The 13,318-nt window shown below is 61.2% G+C and carries 13 protein-coding genes; 9 read left to right on the top strand and 4 right to left on the bottom strand.

Annotated features, from left to right (window positions below):
• Positions 1–552 (bottom strand): TRAP transporter small permease subunit, encoded by a 552-nt coding sequence (locus tag FJQ55_RS17350; protein ID WP_140830185.1) that lies wholly within the window; start codon positions 550–552, stop codon positions 1–3.
• Positions 553–917: 365 nt separating this feature from the next.
• Here FJQ55_RS17350 and FJQ55_RS17345 point away from each other — a divergent pair, with 365 nt between their 5' ends.
• The 3 genes from FJQ55_RS17345 to FJQ55_RS17335 all read left to right on the top strand — a co-directional run bounded on the left by FJQ55_RS17345 (position 918) and on the right by FJQ55_RS17335 (position 4,494).
• Positions 918–3,227: a putative bifunctional diguanylate cyclase/phosphodiesterase gene (locus FJQ55_RS17345; RefSeq protein WP_140830183.1), complete on the top strand. Its 2,310-nt coding sequence runs from the start codon at positions 918–920 to the stop codon at positions 3,225–3,227.
• A 163-nt stretch (positions 3,228–3,390) separates the two neighbouring features.
• Positions 3,391–4,140 carry an N-acyl amino acid synthase FeeM domain-containing protein gene (locus FJQ55_RS17340; protein ID WP_140830181.1) on the top strand — a complete coding sequence of 250 codons (750 nt, stop codon included), beginning with the start codon at positions 3,391–3,393 and terminating at the stop codon, positions 4,138–4,140.
• Positions 4,141–4,269: 129 nt separating this feature from the next.
• Positions 4,270–4,494 carry an aa3-type cytochrome c oxidase subunit IV gene (locus FJQ55_RS17335; RefSeq protein WP_140830179.1) on the top strand — a complete coding sequence of 75 codons (225 nt, stop codon included), beginning with the start codon at positions 4,270–4,272 and terminating at the stop codon, positions 4,492–4,494.
• A gap of 161 nt (positions 4,495–4,655) precedes the next feature.
• Here the strand turns inward: FJQ55_RS17335 and FJQ55_RS17330 are convergent, their stop codons facing one another.
• Both FJQ55_RS17330 and rpsU read right to left on the bottom strand, forming a co-directional pair.
• Positions 4,656–5,504, bottom strand: a complete 849-nt coding sequence (locus tag FJQ55_RS17330) for a tetratricopeptide repeat protein (RefSeq protein WP_425467555.1) — start codon at positions 5,502–5,504, stop codon at positions 4,656–4,658.
• A gap of 153 nt (positions 5,505–5,657) precedes the next feature.
• Positions 5,658–5,882, bottom strand: a complete 225-nt coding sequence (gene rpsU, locus FJQ55_RS17325; RefSeq protein WP_062280187.1) for a 30S ribosomal protein S21 — start codon at positions 5,880–5,882, stop codon at positions 5,658–5,660.
• A 305-nt stretch (positions 5,883–6,187) separates the two neighbouring features.
• Between rpsU and FJQ55_RS17320 the strand changes: the two genes are divergently transcribed.
• From FJQ55_RS17320 to FJQ55_RS17295, 6 genes are all read left to right on the top strand, one after another.
• Entirely contained in the window at positions 6,188–7,441 is a 1,254-nt protein-coding gene (locus FJQ55_RS17320; RefSeq protein ID WP_140830174.1) for a sarcosine oxidase subunit beta family protein, read from the top strand.
• Positions 7,442–7,459: 18 nt separating this feature from the next.
• Positions 7,460–7,780, top strand: a complete 321-nt coding sequence (locus FJQ55_RS17315) for a sarcosine oxidase subunit delta (protein WP_136538109.1) — start codon at positions 7,460–7,462, stop codon at positions 7,778–7,780.
• Positions 7,777–10,770, top strand: a complete 2,994-nt coding sequence (locus tag FJQ55_RS17310; RefSeq protein ID WP_140830172.1) for a sarcosine oxidase subunit alpha — start codon at positions 7,777–7,779, stop codon at positions 10,768–10,770. Before FJQ55_RS17315 ends, FJQ55_RS17310 begins: the two co-directional genes overlap by 4 nt.
• Entirely contained in the window at positions 10,763–11,317 is a 555-nt protein-coding gene (locus FJQ55_RS17305; protein WP_140830170.1) for a sarcosine oxidase subunit gamma, read from the top strand. The genes FJQ55_RS17310 and FJQ55_RS17305 overlap by 8 nt, the downstream gene beginning before the upstream one ends.
• A 246-nt stretch (positions 11,318–11,563) precedes the next feature.
• Positions 11,564–11,803, top strand: coding sequence for an antitoxin MazE family protein (locus FJQ55_RS17300; protein ID WP_140830168.1), 240 nt, complete (start codon positions 11,564–11,566; stop codon positions 11,801–11,803).
• Complete coding sequence (locus tag FJQ55_RS17295) at positions 11,800–12,147, top strand: type II toxin-antitoxin system PemK/MazF family toxin (RefSeq protein ID WP_140830167.1); 348 nt, start codon at positions 11,800–11,802, stop codon at positions 12,145–12,147. Before FJQ55_RS17300 ends, FJQ55_RS17295 begins: the two co-directional genes overlap by 4 nt.
• 89 nt (positions 12,148–12,236) lie before the next feature.
• Here the strand turns inward: FJQ55_RS17295 and FJQ55_RS17290 are convergent, their stop codons facing one another.
• The gene (locus tag FJQ55_RS17290; RefSeq protein WP_140830165.1) at positions 12,237–13,304 is read right to left on the bottom strand and encodes a DUF2332 domain-containing protein; all 1,068 of its coding nucleotides are present in this window, start codon (positions 13,302–13,304) and stop codon (positions 12,237–12,239) included.
• Positions 13,305–13,318: the final 14 nt, after the last annotated feature.

Raw genomic sequence — 13,318 nt, 5'->3', positions numbered from 1 at the left:
TCAGGCCTCCACGCTTTCCGTCGCGGGCTGGGTTGCCAGCGGGTCGTCTATCCGCCCCATCAGAACGGCTGCCCGCTTGATGATTTCCGAAAAGGCCTGTGCCGTCAGCAGCAGGAAACCCACCAGGATCGCCGCCTTGGCCGGCCAGATGATCAGGCCGCCGGCGCTGGATGAAATTTCACCGCTGAAGAAGGACCGCCAGAACCAGGGCCACGCCAGATAGCTCATCAGCCCGGAGAAAGGTACGAGGAAGATGATGTGCAGGATAAGATCGATCCAGCTGCGTGTCCGCGCGCTCCAATTGCTCGACAGAATGTCGATCCGGATGTGCTCGTTGCGTTGCAAAGCATAGGCGGCAGCCAGCATGAATACTGTACCGAAGAGATACCACTGCAGCTCCAGCCATGCGTTGGACGAGATGTCGAACGCCTTGCGGACGACGGCGTTTCCCGCGCTGATCAGGACAGCTGCGAGAAGCAGCCAGGACACCGACCGCCCAATGACGCCGTTGATCCAGTCGATCAACCGCGAAACAGCCAATAAAAGGGTCATTGTTTTTTCTCCCCGTGTCTTTTCGTCCTTAGAGCATGGGTCCGCGACGCGCAACCGGAGCGCCGTTGCGTGACGGTGCGGGTCTACGAAAGTCGAATGCCGTTGCAACTGGACGGCACCGCAGCTCATGGCTGCACTATTGCCGAAAGTTTTAACAATCGTGGTTTCCCGGTCTTAATACGTTCTCGTGTAGAGGTTGGCGTCCCGCTTTCGAGTAGTGCAAGGTATCGTGCTATTCGGCTGGATCACGACTGTGGCGTTTTGGAACATGGCTTTGGCGGTCACTTGTCGAGCAAGCGAGGCGAGGCGCTGAGACTTCTATTGGCAACGGGCTTTGCGCGCCCGAGCTTGCCGGGAGGCAGATGATGAGAGCCGAGAACAGGCACGACCTGCACGTCCCGACGGACGTCTACCTGTCCTTCGTCAGTTCGCTGTTTGACAATCGCTCGACGTTGTTCACGGGCATGGTCGTGCACATCCTGACCTGCCTCGTGGTCTATATCCAGACCGGAGCCGTCTTCTATCTCCTCCTTTGTGGGTGTTTTGCTTCGGTCTTCGCCTACCGCATTTACTCATTCAAGCAGTTCGACCAAGTGGACAAAGCGAGCCTGACGCGCGAGGGCATCGCCAACTGGGAGATGCGGTATGTTCTCGGCGGCGCCCTGACAGCTGCCCTGTTGGGTATCGGTAGCGGCTACGCAATGCTATCGTTTGAGGACACCTTTGCCGAACTCGCCTGCATCGCCGTCACGCTGGGCTCCATGGTTTCCGTCGTGGGCCGCAATTATGGCTCGCGACTGGCCGTCGATCTTCAGACTCTGGCCTGCTGCACCCCGATGGTCATCGGCAGCCTGCTGGCGCAGGATCTGTTCAAGGGGCTCCTGTCCCTAATGCTCATTCCGTTCTTCCTCACCACCCGGGCGATGGCGAATGGTGTGCGCGAGTTTCTCTATGAAAATGTCATTGCCTCGCGGGAAATGTCGAAGATTGCCGATCGTTTCGACACGGCGCTGAGCAACATGACGCATGGCCTTCTGATGCTCGACCCGGACAACCGGATCGAGGTGATCAATCGCAAGGCTTGCGAACTCTTGCATCTGGGCGACCGCACGCGGCTTGCGGGGTGCGATCTCGATGTCGTTCTTCGCTATGGCGTGCGCCACACGTTCGTCGACGGTTCGATGCCGAGCCTGTTGCAGGCGCAGCTCTCTCAATTGACGCAAGGGATCTCCAGCCGGGCGCTGATGCATTTCTCCGAAGGCCTCGTTCTGGAGTTCTCCGCGAGCCGGCGGGCAGAAGGTGGCGTGGTGCTGATCTTCGAAGATGTGACCGCACGTGTCCGCGCGGATCGTAAGATCCTGCACATGGCGCGCTATGATGCGCTGACAGATCTGCCGCAGCGGGGCTATTTCAGCGAACTCGTCAGTGAAAGGCTGGAGCAGCAGGGCGGCTGTGGCTCGAAGGTCGGCTTCATGTTGCTCGATGTCGTCGATTTCAAGCATGTCAATGACCTGAAGGGTCACCTGACGGGAGATCGGCTGCTTACGGCGATTGCCGCGCGCCTGACGGCGCTTGTGGCTGGGAAGGGCATTGCCGGGCATATGGTGGGCGACCAGTTCGTGCTGTTCTTCCCGAATGCCGACGATCAACTCGATCTTGAGGCCGAGATGCGCGCGATCCATGCGGCTGCCGGCGGAAATTACGATATTGAAGAGGTTAGACTGCCGGTGTCGTTCTCGGCCGGTGCCGCTGTTTTCGACAGTGCAGCCTTGCCGGCTGAAGAGTGGCCGGTCAAGGTGGACATTGCGCTGCTTGAATCCAAGGCCCGGGCCAAGGGGCATTTCACCCTTTTCGTTGGAGAAATGGATGCCCGCTATCTGGAGCGGCAGCGCCTGAAGGAAGATCTCCGTGCGGCGGTCGAGAATGGTGACATCACCGTGGTCTACCAGCCGATGTTTACGCCAGACGGCCGCGAGATCCGGTGCTGTGAGGCCCTTGCCCGCTGGCATCACCCGGAAAAGGGACCGGTTGCGCCCAACATCTTCATCCAGATCGCCGAGGAAATGGGGATCGTCTCCGCGATCACGCTCCATGTGCTGCGGCGCGCCTGCAGCGATTGCCGGACCTGGCCGGAGGGTCTGAGCGTCTCGGTAAACCTGTCGGTGCAGGACCTGCGATCGCAAGGTCTCGTGGATAGCCTGAAGACGATCCTGGCCGAGACGGGACTGGTCGCGCAGCGCCTGCATCTGGAGGTGACGGAGAGTAGCCTGATCGAGGAGCTATCATCTGCGCGCGCCATTCTGGAACAGTTGCGCAGCCTCGGCATCACCATCGCGATCGACGATTTCGGCACGGGCTTCTCAAGTTTGAGCTACCTCGACACACTTCCGATCGACGTCGTGAAGATCGATCGATCCTTCGTGCGGGACATCGGCGAAAACAAACGCCGGCTGAAGCTCTTGCGCGGGATCGTCCACCTCAGCCGCGGGCTGGACCTCAGCATCGTCGTCGAAGGTGTGGAAAATCGCGAGCAACTGGCGCTTCTGTCCAAACATCATTGCGCCGACCTTATCCAGGGATATGTCTTTTCCACTCCCATCAGCCCGGTCGCCGTCACTGAACTCGCTCGTAACGTTCAGGCCCGCAATGGCAAGGGCGACGCCGTCGTTGCATGATTACGGGCCACTCTCGAAGTGTTTCTCGCGCTCCCGCTTGGGTGTTAACCTTTCATTAACCTTAACAACCAGTGTCTTAATAATCTGTTAATTTTGGGGGGAGGCAATGGTTAATATTGCGTGTTAGCCCTTAGGGAGGGCGAACCGTAATGAGTAGATGGCCATGGAACTTGAGGGTTTTGCAGAACGATTGATGCGCTATCTCGACCACGTCGAATACAGGCGGATTGAGACGAGCGAAGACCTGGAGACGATAGAGCAGCTTCGCTACAAGGCTTACAAGGCTGCCAATGTTCTGCCGGTCGCTGTCCCTAGCATGATCGATGATGCGGATTTCGATCCCCACGCCTTCGTCTTCGGTATCTATTACTTCGAGGAACTGGTCAGCACGATCCGGCTGCATCACGTCACCCCGGAGCATCCGCTGTCCCAGTCGGCCGGGGTATTTCCCGACGTGATGGAGGCCTATCTCGACGCGGGCCTGACCCTGATCGATCCCGCACGGTTCGCCATTGATCCCGCCGTTGCGGCCGAGTTACCAATTCTCCCCTATATCACACTGCGGCCCAGCATCGTGGCGGCCGCATATTTCAAGGCGGATCGCGTATTGCAGCATGTGCGGCCCCACCACGCCGCATTCTACAAGCGCGTCTTCTATGCTGAAACCATCGTGGAACGGCGGATGACCGAGATCTACGGGCTCGAACTGACACTGATGGCCACAAACACCCACACTACCGGAGACAAGCTCCTGCGGCGCTATCCGTTCTTTGATTCCGGTGTGCATGAGCGTCGGCTGATGTTCGGCCGTCAGGAAATTCTCAGGCGCATCGATCCGCTGACCATTCTGCCTTCGGCGCGGTTGGTCGCCAATGGAAAGATCAGCGGCGCGATCGCAGGGCTGGATTATTGACGCAGGTCACGAGTTGCGATTGCGCTCAGTCCGACCTTTGTGTATGCGGAAAAAGACGAAATTCACCGTTTGCGGCGCAGGATGAGATTCTCCGCCGGTGCGGCCCGCGATTGAACTGGGAGATCGAATATGAGCGAAGAGCATTCTGGTCCTGTCGAAATCGGTGCTTCGATGGACTACCGGGAACACGACAAGACCTATGATCTTTTCATTGCCGGCACGAAATACGGCACCGCCATCATCGTTGCCCTGATGATCGCCATGGCTGCCGGTTTCTTTGGTGGTGCAGGCTTCCTCGGCGGCACGTTCATCTGGATCGTGCTGAGCGTCGCTGGCGTCTTCCTTATGCGTTGAGCAAGTTCGGAAGCCCGTTATCTGGCGGGTTGCATATCAAGGGGCGATCCACCACGTGGGTCGCCCTTTCTGCGTTTTTCGCGTGGTTGTTCCTGCCGATTAAGGGACAAAAAAACGGCGGGTTCCCCCGCCGTTCGTCGATCTGCTGCGACGGTGAGTGATCAAGCGCCGCCGCGCGTCCGGTCGAGGCCCTGCTTGGCCGGCAGATACTTCGGGTCCAGCTGGAGGGCGTGCGAATAAGACTTGGCCGCACGGGCCTTGTCGCCGCGACGCTCGTAGACCAGCGCCTGATTGGCCCAGCTTTCGGCGAGCTTGTCGTTCAGCTCGATCGCGTGATTGAAGTCGGCAAAGGCGTTTTCGTCGTCGTTAAGAGCGATATAGGAGACGCCGCGGCCGTTATAGGGTTCGGGTGCGCTCGAGGACAGCGAGATCGCCTTGGAGAAGTCGTCAATCGCTTTGTCGTGCTGGCCGCGCAGCTGGTAGATGAGGCCGCGGTTGTGATAGGCACGGCCGTCGGTGGTGTTGAGCTGGATGGCGCGGTTGAAGTCGCCAAAGGCCTCGTCGACGCGACCAGCCTGGCGATAAATGTTGCCGCGCCCGATATAGGCGACGTCGTAGTTCGGGTTGATCTTCAGAGCCGAATTGTAATCCGCAGCCGCTTCGACCGGCTTGCCCATGTTGCGGTAGACGAGCGCGCGGTTGGCATAGGCCTGGTAGAATTGCGGGTTGATCTGCAGGGCGGTGTTGAAATCGTCCAGCGCCTGCCTGAACTGGCCGGCACGACCATAGGCTGAGCCTCGAACATTGTAGCCTTCAGGATCGCGCGGATTGGACTGAATGACGGCCGAGAGCGAGGCAATGTTTTCTTCCGAGCCCTGTGCCCGGTCGATGCGGATTACGTCCGTCGTTTCGGTCGTCGTTGCGCAACCGGCCAGAGCGAGCACGCCGAGAAGGGCGGTCGCTGTGATCAGGCGTTTGCTGCTGATGGCGTTGAAGGCGGTCGGGAGCACGGGGCTGTTCATCATGGAGCGCATCATCCGGCCGCTGCCAGCGCCATTGAAGGCCCGGTGACAGCGATAGTTCGTGTTGGATATCAAAAGAGCGGCGGCGATTCGCTTCGCCCCCGCCCTCATCTCACAGGAAAACGTCTAAAACGGGGCCGATCAACGACCGCGAGCAGCCGGCAGCAAGCCTTCGCGCTGCATCTTCTTGCGCGCCAGCTTGCGGACGCGACGAACAGCCTCGGCCTTTTCGCGTGCGCGCTTTTCAGACGGCTTTTCGAAGAAGTCGTGCATCTTCATTTCGCGGAAGACACCTTCGCGCTGCAGCTTCTTCTTGAGAGCGCGGAGCGCCTGGTCAACGTTGTTGTCGCGGACTAGTACCTGCACGTTTATCCCGTTCCTTTGGTTCTAAGGGTTTATGTCCTTCCGTCGATGAACGCCACATCTACGGAAACAGCAATATGCTTCGCGCGGCCACTTGAGTCCGGCGATTGGGGTGCGAATTATCAGATCCACCCTGAAAAGTCCATATGGCGCAAGCCCTCTAGCCGATAAAATTCGTGTGGGGAGTGGGGCGAGAGGGCGTGTCGAAAGACGGGTGGTATTGCGTCGCAAAACGGACGTCATGGCGCAACTTGATTTGCGAGGAGTATCCATCTTCCCCGTGCCTGAACCACAGGAGTTTAAGGCGAATGCGCAAATATTCGGTCTTTGCCGTTGTCCGTGAGGCCATGCGTGCCCACAAGGGATGGGAGGCTCAATGGGTCTCTCCCGAGCCGCGGCAGTCCTATGACGTGATCATCATCGGTGCCGGCGGCCATGGCCTCGGCGCGGCCTACTATCTCGCCAAGGAGCACGGCATTACCAATGTCGCTGTCATCGAGAAGGGCTGGCTCGGCGGTGGCAATACCGGCCGTAACACGACGATCATCCGGTCCAACTATCTCTATGAAGAGAGCATGGACATTTACGAGCATTCGCTGAAGCTCTGGGAGGGCCTGAGCCAGGACCTCAACTACAATGTCATGTATTCGCCGCGCGGCGTGATGATGCTGTCGCACAATGTGCATGACCAGCAGTCCTTCAAGCGCCATGTGAATGCCAATAATCTCTATGGCATCGACAATGAGTGGTTGACGCCGGAGCAGGCCAAGGCGTTTTGCCCGCCGCTCGATATCTCCAAGACTGCGCGCTACCCGATCAATGGTGCTGCTCTTCAGCGCCGTGGCGGCACGGCCCGTCACGATGCGGTGGCCTGGGGTTATGCGCGTGCGGCGTCCGATCGCGGCGTGCACATCATCCAGAACTGCGAAGTCACCGGCATCCGTCGTGGCCCCAATGGTGAAGTCACCGGCGTCGACACGACCAGGGGCTTCATCGGCGCGAAGAAGATCGGCGTGTCCGCTGCCGGCCATTCCTCCGTGGTCATGGGCATGGCGGGCGTGCGTCTTCCCGTTCACTCGACGCCGCTGCAGGCGCTCGTCTCCGAGCCGCTAAAGCCGATCTTCCCCTGCGTGGTCATGTCGAACACCGTGCATGCCTATATCTCGCAATCGGACAAGGGCGAGCTGGTCATCGGTGCCGGTACCGACCAGTACAACTCCTATAGCCAGACCGGCGGCATGCAGATCATCACGCATACGCTCGACGCCATCTGCGAGCTCTTCCCGATGTTCCGTCGCGTGAAGATGATGCGCCAGTGGGGCGGCATCACCGACAACACGGCCGACCGTTCGCCGATCCAGAGCGTCACGCCGGTTCCGAACCTCTTCGTCAATGCCGGCTGGGGTACGGGTGGTTTCAAGGCGACGCCGGGTTCGGCGAACCTCTTTGCTCATCTCATCGCCAAGGGCGAGCCGCATCGGCTGGCCCAGGGCCTGACGCTCGACCGGTTCCGCACCGGCCGCCTCATCGACGAGGCAGCCGCCGCTGCCGTGGCGCACTGATTTCAGGGATCACTCACCATGCTGGTCATCAAATGCCCCTATTGCGAAGAAGAGCGTGCCGAGCTCGAATTTCGCGCCGCCGGTGAAGCGCATATCGCGCGCCCGGAAAACATCGCTTCGATCACGGACGAGGAGTTCGCGGATTACTTCTTCCTGCGTGATAACCCGAAGGGCCTGATCTTCGAACGCTGGCGCCACATCCATGGCTGCGGGCGCTTCTTCAATGCCGCCCGCGACACCATCTCCGACAAGATCCTGCTGACCTACAAGGCCGGTGAACCCATGCCCGATCCTGCGACGCTCCAGTCCGCCACCGTCACCAAGGGAGAGAAGGCATGAGTGCTGCCAACCGTATTCCCGGCAAAGGCCGCCTGACGCCGGCGCTGACCGCCCGCTTCACCATCGATGGACGCACGCTGACCGCTTACGAAGGCGATACCGTGGCTTCCGCCATGATCGCCAACGGCATGCATCTCGCCGGTCGCTCGTTCAAGTATCACCGTCCGCGCGGCATCCTGACCGCAGGTCCGGAAGAGCCAAATGCACTGCTCGACGTCTCGCGTGACGCAGCCCGCCGCCAGCCGAATGTGCGGGCGACCGTGCAGGAAGTCTTCGACGGGATGAAGATCGAGACGCAGAACCGCTGGCCGTCGCTGTCGCTCGACATCGGCGAGGTCAACAATCTGTTGTCGCCCTTCTTTGCCGCCGGCTTCTACTACAAGACCTTCATGTGGCCGAAGGCCGCCTGGCACCACATCTATGAGCCCTTCATTCGTCGCGCCGCCGGTCTGGGCCATGCACCGAAGGAAGCGGATCCGGATCATTACGCCAACCGTTACGCCCATTGCGACGTGCTGGTGATCGGTGGTGGTGCCGCCGGTCTCGCTTCGGCACTGGCTGCCGCCCAGACGGGCGTGCGCGTCATGATCGTCGACGAACAGCCGGAAATGGGCGGTGCCTTCCACTTCGACACGGGTGCGATGGTCGACGGCCAAAGCGGCTGGGACTGGGCGCAAGCGACTGTCGCCAAGCTGAAGGGCATGTCGAATGTCACCGTGCTCTCGCGCACGACGGCCTTCGGCTATCACAACCACAATTACGTGGCGCTGGTCGAGCGTGTCACCGACCACATCGCCAAGCCGGCCAAGAACCAGCCGCGCGAGCGGCTGTGGCAGGTGCGTGCCAAGCGCGTGATCATCGCTAGCGGCGCAATCGAACGCCATATGGTGTTCGCCAACAACGACCGTCCGGGCATCATGCTGGCCTCGGCCGGTCGCACCTATCTCAACCATTTCGGCGTCGCCGTCGGTGCCAAGGTTGGTGTCTACACCGCGCATGACTCGGCCTATGAAGCGGCGATCGATCTGAAGAAGGCGGGCGTATCGGTGCCCGTCATCGTCGATGCGCGTGAAAAGCCGGGCGAGAGCGTTCTGGCCCAGGCGCGTGCGCTGGGCATCGAAGTGCTCACCGGTCACGGCGTGGTCGATACCGCTGGTCGCCTGCGTGTCCGCTCGATCACAGTTCGCCGCAATGGCGGCGGCTCCACCCGCAAGATCGAGGTCGATGCGCTCCTGATGTGCGCCGGCTGGACGCCGTCCGTGCACATGTTCTCGCAGTCGCGCGGCAAGCTGAAGTTCGATGCTGCCAACCAGCGCTTTCTGCCTGACGTCTACGCCCAGGACTGCATCTGCGTCGGCGGCTGCAACGGCACCGACGATCTGCAGGTGCTGCTCGACGAGGCAACCGCTGCCGGTCTCTCCTCCGCCAAGGCTGCGGGTGCGACCGAGACGCCAGCCATTTCGCTGTCGGGTGCGAATGCCCATGCCTGGACCGGCGGCATGATCGGCGCTGCGGAAGGGGCAGGGCGCGAAGACAACGTCAAGGCCTTTGTCGACTTCCAGCACGACGTCTGCGCCAAGGACATCCGCCTTGCCGTGCGCGAGGGTATGCATTCGATCGAGCATATCAAGCGCTTCACGACGAACGGCATGGCCTCCGACCAGGGCAAGCTTTCCAACATGCATGGCCTTGCCATCGCGGCGGAAGTGCTGGGCAAGGAGATCCCGCAGGTCGGTCTCACCACCTTCCGCGCTCCCTATACTCCCGTCACCTTCGGCACGCTGATCAACCATTCGCGCGATGCGCTGTTTGATCCGGTGCGCAAGACGCCAATGCATGCCTATGAAGTCTCCCAGGGAGCCGTCTATGAAGATGTCGGCAACTGGAAGCGCGCCTGGTACTACCCTAAGGGCGGCGAAGACATGCATGCCGCCGTCAATCGCGAGTGCAAGACGGTGCGCGATGCAGCCGGCGTCTTCAACGCCTCGACGCTCGGCAAGATCGAGGTGGTCGGCCCCGATGCGGCCGAGTTCCTGAACCTGATGTACACCAATGCCTGGGACACGCTGAAGCCCGGCAAGGCGCGTTACGGCATCATGACGCGCGAAGACGGCTTCATCTATGACGATGGCGTCGTCGGTCGCCTGGCCGAGGATCGCTTCCATGTGACCACCACGACGGGCGGTGCGCCGCGCGTCATGAACCACATGGAAGACTATCTGCAGACGGAATTCCCGCATCTGAAGGTCTGGCTCACATCGACCACCGAGCAATGGGCGGTCATCGCCGTCCAGGGCCCGAAGGCGCGCGACATCATCGCGCCGTTCGTCGAGGGCATCGACATCTCGAACGAGGCCTTCCCGCATATGAGCGTGGCCGAAGGCAAGTTCTGCGGCGTGCCGACGCGTCTCTTCCGCGTGTCCTTCACCGGCGAGCTCGGTTTCGAAGTCAACGTGCCCGCCGATTTCGGCGCTGACGTCTTCCGTCAGATCTGGGAACGCGCCCAGTCGCTCGGCGCCTGCCTCTACGGCACCGAGACCATGCACGTGCTGCGCGCCGAAAAGGGTTATATCATCGTCGGTCAGGATACCGACGGCACGCTGACGGCTGACGATGCGGGCCTCTCCTGGGCGGTGTCGAAGAAGAAGACCGATTTCGTCGGTATTCGCGGCATGAAGCGTCCGGATCTGGTCAAGGAAGGCCGCAAGCAGCTTGTTGGCCTTCTGACGAAGAACCCGAACGAGGTACTGGAAGAGGGCGGGCAGATCGTTGCCGATCCGAACCAGCCGAAGCCGATGACCATGCTCGGACATGTTACCTCGTCCTACTGGTCGGAAAACCTCGGTCGCTCGATTGCGATTGCCATGGTGGCCGGTGGCCGCGCCCGCATGGGCGAGACGCTCTACGTGCCGATGAAGGACAAGACCATCGCGGTTGAGGTCACCGACATGGTATTCTTTGACAAGGAAGGAGGCCGCATCCATGGCTGATATGTCTGTTGCAGAACGCAAGACCGTTCTTGCCGGCTTCCAGGGCGGCAGCGCCAAGGTGCGCCTCACCCCGGCGCTTCCCGCCACCCGCGTTTCGCTGCGCGCCGGTGAAGATGGCGTTGCCGGTCTTTCGAAGTCGCTTGGCCTCACGCTTCCGACAAAGCCCAAGACGTCCGTCTCGGCCAAGGGCCGCACGGCTTTCTGGATCGGTCCGGACGAATGGTTCCTGATCGATGAGAAGGGTGACGCGTTGATGGCCGATTGCGCCGCCTCCGGCGTGGTGCATTCGGCGACCGACATCTCCCACCGCAACACCGCGATCATCGTCTCGGGACCTGCCGCTGCCGACACGCTCAACGCTGCCTGCCCGCTCGACCTCTCTCTCGCCGCCTTCCCGGTGGGCGCCGTGACGCGCACGGTGTTCGGCAAGATCGAGATCATCCTCCACCGCGTCGAGGAAGATACGTTCCGGGTGGAATGCTGGCGGTCCTTTGCGGAATATGCCTTCGGCATGCTCGCCGAAGGTGCGGAGGATGCCTCGCTCTGAGGGGCGAGTGTTCGACGGGATTTGAGGAGGCCGGGGTGACCCGGCCTTTTTCTGTTTTGGGTTGTGAGATGCCAGCCTGGTCCGATTTTCTACCGCTTCCTCTATCCTGCGCACTCTGCATCACAAGGCTCGCAATCTGCGTGAGGCCATGATAGGTTACATGTAACTGAGCTGTTGTCGGAACACCGTTTCCGTTTCTCCGGTCACAACTCTTGAAAACAAAGATGCGAAGCAGATGGAGCCTCCATGTCCTCCACCGCCAAACCAAAGCCCTCCCGCGTGAAGGTGAGCGAACATCGCGCACGCCTACGGGCGCAAGGCTTGCGGCCGATTCAGATCTGGGTGCCGGATGTTCGTGCTCCGTCATTTAAGGCGGAAGCGCATCGGCAGTCACTAGCCGTTGCAATGAGCGCTGAAGCACTGAACGATCAGGCATTCATCGATGCGGCGTCCGACATCGACTTCGAAGATGGTGAAGACGCGTGAGACGCGGCGACATTTGGACAGTTTCCGGTGGTAAAGACTATGCGGGAAAGCCTCGCCCCGTTGTCGTGGTCCAGGATGAGGCGTTTGACGCGACGGATTCGATCACGATCTGCGCATTCACCACAGACGAGACCGAAGCGCCGCTCTTTCGCCTGCCTGTGGCGCCAAATGAACGGAATGGGCTGCATTCGCCTTGCCGCCTCATGGTGGACAAGATTACGACAGTCCCGAAGTCCAAGGTCGGTACAAGGGTGGGACGGCTGGATGACGCCGATATCCTACGGCTCAATCAGGCTGTGCTTGTCTTTCTCGGTCTGGCAGGTTCACCACGGGTGAGCGCGTAACCGCTGAAGAGTTCCATATCCCTGATGAGAACTGCTGATTGCCCATGATCATCATCCATGTGCGGCCCAACTCCACTGGGTGCTTCAACTCAGACGGCTGAACCTCCCCACCCAACCCATTTCACCCAGCGCCCGTGAAAATCCGCCCGGCCAATCTCGCGGGTCTCCCCCGGCGGCCAGAACGTGAGCAGGATGGCTGCCCCTTCCGGCTTGCCGTCGGCTTCCAGCTGCAGGCGCGCCAGCGGGGCGGCCTCTGTCGCGCGGGCGCCCACTTCGGCGATCAGGGCTTCACCCTTGGCCTTCAGCGCCGGTGGCAGATATTGCCAGGCGATGGTGTGGTAGATCACGTGGGCCATTCCCGGACGCGGCGTTGTCAAGCGCTTGCGCAGCCAGTCGATGGCATCGGCCTTTTCCACCTTCAGGCCGCTTTCGGTTGCCATTTCAAGCGCTGCTGCCGTGCGATCGAGGCGGTCCTGCTGGTCGGCCCAGATGTAGGAGAAGAGCCGCAGGCGATCGTCTTCCGAGGCGGGGTCGAGCGGGTTCAGATCACAGCTGGCCCGTTCGGTGATCTCGATTGGGGCTTGCGGTGGCGGCGGACCCTCCCAGCGCGGGGCGAGTCCGACGGCCGAGACCTTGCCCCAGCTGAAATCCCCGAGGCGGTAGCTGTAGCGATCCCATTGAAGGTTCAACCCGGCGCTGGCGCCGACTTCCGAGAGGATCAGCGGCTTGCCGGTCTGCGCCGCAATGGTCAGGAAACCGGGGAGCAGGGCGGAGGAGCGGCGCACCTCGTTGGTCTGCGGGGCGGATTTCAGGCGCTCCAGCATGAAGGCTTCGTCCCGGCGCATCGCGGCCTCGATCGCGGCCCAGAGCGTGTCGTCGTCGACGGCATGGGGCGGGTAGACGGCTGCAAGTGCTGGGTCCTGGCCGGAGCGAACAAGGGCGTGCAGCGTGCCGGCGAGCCGCAGCGCGAGTGCATCGCCGGTACCGTCGGGGTTGCCCGACCAACCGAGGACCGTTGCGCCAACACGGGTTTCTTCCGTCAACCGCTCTGCCGCCAGCGCGCAGAGGCGGGCGGTGAAGGGAGAGCCGAGATCGGCGCAGGCCTTGGCCTGGCGAAGGAAACTCTGGCGGATCAGGTCTGCGCGGTCCTCGCTCATCGTCGCGGGCGCCT

The sequence above is a fragment of the Rhizobium glycinendophyticum genome (assembly GCF_006443685.1).
Taxonomy (GTDB): Bacteria; Pseudomonadota; Alphaproteobacteria; order Rhizobiales; family Rhizobiaceae; genus Allorhizobium; species Allorhizobium glycinendophyticum.
This window is presented reverse-complemented; position numbering and strand designations above follow the sequence as displayed.